Source organism: Acinetobacter sp. YH16032 (genome assembly GCF_013417345.1).
Classification (GTDB): domain Bacteria; phylum Pseudomonadota; class Gammaproteobacteria; order Pseudomonadales; family Moraxellaceae; genus Acinetobacter.
Window position 1 is genome coordinate 1 of the sequence record NZ_VPEE01000090.1, and the last position, 3,334, is coordinate 3,334.

Consider the following 3,334-nt stretch of genomic DNA (forward strand, 5'->3'; position numbering starts at 1 on the left):
AAAGATTACAGCCTTATTTTGATCAAGCTGACCGCCCACTTGTAGAAAACTGGAAACAAGTCATCAATTTTGAGCATGGTTTAACAGACCCTCATGCACCAGAGAAAGCTCAAGCAATTAAAACTTTGAATAGCCAAAACCTACCTCAAAGCGTCAAAGAAATTAAAGAGCAAATCGGGACCGCAATTGCTGAGCAAATTAGCAATGGCAATATCCAAAATAGGCAAGATGTAGTTGAAACCCTAAAGGGTGCAGGCTTTGAGATTGCTAGAGAAACAGATAGATCAATCAGTATTAAGAATCCTGACGGCAAGCGGAATATTCGTTTAGAAGGCGTAATTTATGAAAATCGACAATTTGATAAACAATTTGCAGAAGAACACCGCCGAGCAGGACAGGATTATCAAAGAACAAGCCGAGAGCGTTACGAAACAGCACTTGGAAAGCTACAACGCCTTACTGAGAGCAAGCAGCAAGGAAACAGAGAAAATTTTAAGGTCAAACCTTCAGACCATCCAAGATCAGCAGCCGAAAATCAGAAACGCTTTGCGTTTGAATATTCTCACGGGAGCAATATTGGGCGTGTTGATTACAGTGTTTCTGATTTTTCTTGGCGTAAATTGGTGGTTAGCGAAGCAAATTCAGAACAAGCAGCAGGAATTGGCCGAAATCAGTCTGAAAGTAGACCAGACACCATTAGAAAAACAAATCTTGCGGAAAGTGAAATTAGTCGAGAGCGAGGACAAGAAAACCTTTTACATCATAGCGAAGAACAACAAAAAAGCGGACGCTTACGAGACCACATCCAGTCAAATGGTACTGAAATTGGAAAAATAGAATCTAACTTTAAAACTCCTTTTGAAAATCCATTTAACCAGTCAAATGATGGAAAGGAGCTTTTGAAGGATAGCGGAAGTTTATTTGAAAACTTAGCCACCTCAAAAGAAGCAAAGCAGGACGTAAAACAGAGTAATCCTAATCAAGCGGAACAAGATAATGCCAAACGACTTTATGAATCGCTACAAAGACTTATTGAACTCGTTAGAGAAGCAATTGAAAGAGCTAAACGCTATAAATCAAAGTCAGAGCGAGCAGATCGAAACATTGAGCATTCAGAATCAAGTATTGAGAAGTCAGAACGAGGAATTAGCCAGTCAAAATCAGCAATTAAACAATCTCAACAGCAAATTAAGAGAAGTGAACAGCAAATTAGCCAGCAAATGAAAGAAAAACACGTTGAAAGAAGGGCTAGTAGAGGATTTGGGCGTTAAATTTAATAAATTACGCTAGATTACTTTCAAAAAAAGTCTAAAATAGACAAAACGCCTACTTTTATGAGGTTTGAACATGCAAGTTATTACAGCGAAAGATGCAAAATCACGCTTTGGTGAGTTATTAGATACGATGCAGCGAGAACCTGTATTAGTCACAAAGAATAAGCGCCCTGTTGGTGTTTTCTTGTCATTAAAAGACGTGAAAGGCACCCACTTAGAAAGCCTTTTTGATGTCCAAGATGATGATTATGAAGATTGGGAAAAAGAGAAAATCACAGAAGCGTTAAATGCTTTGAAAGCGCATCCATCTGATACGAAAGAAATGAAGTCAGTACATGCGACTGCAATGCAAAAGGCACGAGACTTGGTAGCGAGCCGTAAAAGATGACCTATGAAGTTTCTTACTTGCCACAAGCAGAACAGGATTTAATTGAAATTTTGGCGTATGGCATAGAGACATGGGGCGAAAAACTAGCAGAAGGGATGTATTTAAAAATTACTGAACAGCTAGAAACCCTGTATTTCTCACCAAATCGAACTAAAAAGAAGGGCAATTTAGGAACAAGAGAAATGCTTATTTCTGACAGTCCATACCGTGCAATTATTCAAATTGATGAGGAAGCCAAGCGAGTTTTTATTTTAAGAATCTTGCATACTTCGAGAAATATTTAATTAGATTATATGCCGTATATTGGCAAAAAACGGCTATAAAATTAAGAAAATCAATAACTTTTAAAAATATTAAAGTTGTGTTAGATTTTCTTTTAGGCGAAAAAAAAGCAGGTCGGCAAACCTACTTTTTTCTCATTGTTTAACAAATACTTAAAGCATCAGTAAACGCAAAATCGATATTTGTATTTTACTGATGTTTTGAGCATTTGCAACATAAAGGACGTTGCAAAAGGTGAATAACGCTCAATTAAGCGATTTTTTTGAAAATCTTGCTCATAAACCATACTGTGCAGATGATTTATTGTATGGCTTACAAATAAGACCGAAAAAAACGGCAATCAACATGCAATACATACAGGGTAATCAGCCTTGTATGCTTCATTACTTCTTTTTTGATATAGATCGTTCAGATGCTGTCATGGCATGGCATGATGAAAATTTGCCAATGCCCTATTGGACAGCGCAGACCTTAAAAAATGGTCATGCTCATATTTGCTATAAATTAGAAATTCCACTGTGTACCAGTGAATTAGCCAGTCAAAAAGCAATAGCCTATGCCTCAAAGGTTCAGGCAGGACTTGCCAATAAACTTGGAGCAGACGTTGGCTACAGTCATCTCATTACGAAGAATCCATTTCATAAAGATTGGCGTGTCACTTTTTGGAGTGAACAAGCCTATACGCTCGATTATTTAGCCGATTTTGTAGAATTACCTAAGAAATTAAGCAAAAAACAGGAAGTTTCAGGACTTGGACGAAACTGCACACTGTTCGATACCGTGCGTAAATGGGCATATACGGCTGTTAGAGCGCATAGAGGTGGAATCTATAACACTTGGTTAGATGAGGTAGTAAAACATTGTCTAAGCGTAAATGAAGCGTTTTTAGAGCCATTACCATACTCAGAAGTCAAAGCAACCGCAAAAAGTATTGCTACTTACTGTTGGAAAAAAGATGCGTACTGCTACCAAGAGTTTATACATCGGCAAAGTCATAAGGGAAGTATTGGCGGTAAGAAATCTAAACGTTCTAAATCTGAAAACTCAGAACGTACAAACGAACCTTGGAAAAATTTAGGAATTTCTCAAAGTACTTATTACAGATGGAAGAAGTTAGGAAGGATTTAAAGCCTTCCCTTATTTCATTACCAAAAAAATGATACATCATTAGATTCTTCATCTATAAAAGAAGTAAAAGCACTAACCAATTCTGAGTATGTCTGTGTAGTAGACCATTTATGGTTATTTATAAATTTCATGTAAATTGCTTCAGGCATTAAATGGTCAATTAAATATTCTGCATCTGGCGCGATTTCTTTTAAGATTTTAGCCGACTCAGGTAGTTGATATGCAGTTTTAATTATATCTTTGATATTCCAATTTTTACTTG

5 protein-coding genes are annotated in these 3,334 nt (G+C 36.9%); 4 read left to right on the top strand and 1 reads right to left on the bottom strand.

Annotated elements, in window-relative coordinates; all coding sequences use genetic code 11:
* From FTV32_RS16220 to FTV32_RS16235, 4 genes are all read left to right on the top strand, one after another.
* Positions 1 to 1,271 (top strand): mobilization protein A (locus FTV32_RS16220; protein ID WP_180029101.1); only part of this gene is annotated, 1,271 nt, incomplete at its 5' end.
* A 76-nt stretch (positions 1,272 to 1,347) separates the two neighbouring features.
* Positions 1,348 to 1,662: a type II toxin-antitoxin system Phd/YefM family antitoxin gene (locus FTV32_RS16225; protein ID WP_003115799.1), complete on the top strand. Its 315-nt coding sequence runs from the start codon at positions 1,348 to 1,350 to the stop codon at positions 1,660 to 1,662.
* Positions 1,659 to 1,946 carry a type II toxin-antitoxin system RelE/ParE family toxin gene (locus tag FTV32_RS16230; RefSeq protein ID WP_179995778.1) on the top strand — a complete coding sequence of 96 codons (288 nt, stop codon included), beginning with the start codon at positions 1,659 to 1,661 and terminating at the stop codon, positions 1,944 to 1,946. Before FTV32_RS16225 ends, FTV32_RS16230 begins: the two co-directional genes overlap by 4 nt.
* Before the next feature lie 232 nt (positions 1,947 to 2,178).
* On the top strand, positions 2,179 to 3,072 hold the full coding sequence (locus tag FTV32_RS16235) for a replication initiation protein (protein ID WP_180012288.1): 894 nt from the start codon (positions 2,179 to 2,181) through the stop codon (positions 3,070 to 3,072).
* A gap of 17 nt (positions 3,073 to 3,089) precedes the next feature.
* On the opposite strand, the gene FTV32_RS16240 is transcribed toward FTV32_RS16235, so the two are convergent.
* Positions 3,090 to 3,334 (bottom strand): hypothetical protein (locus tag FTV32_RS16240; protein WP_180029102.1); only part of this gene is annotated, 245 nt, incomplete at its 5' end.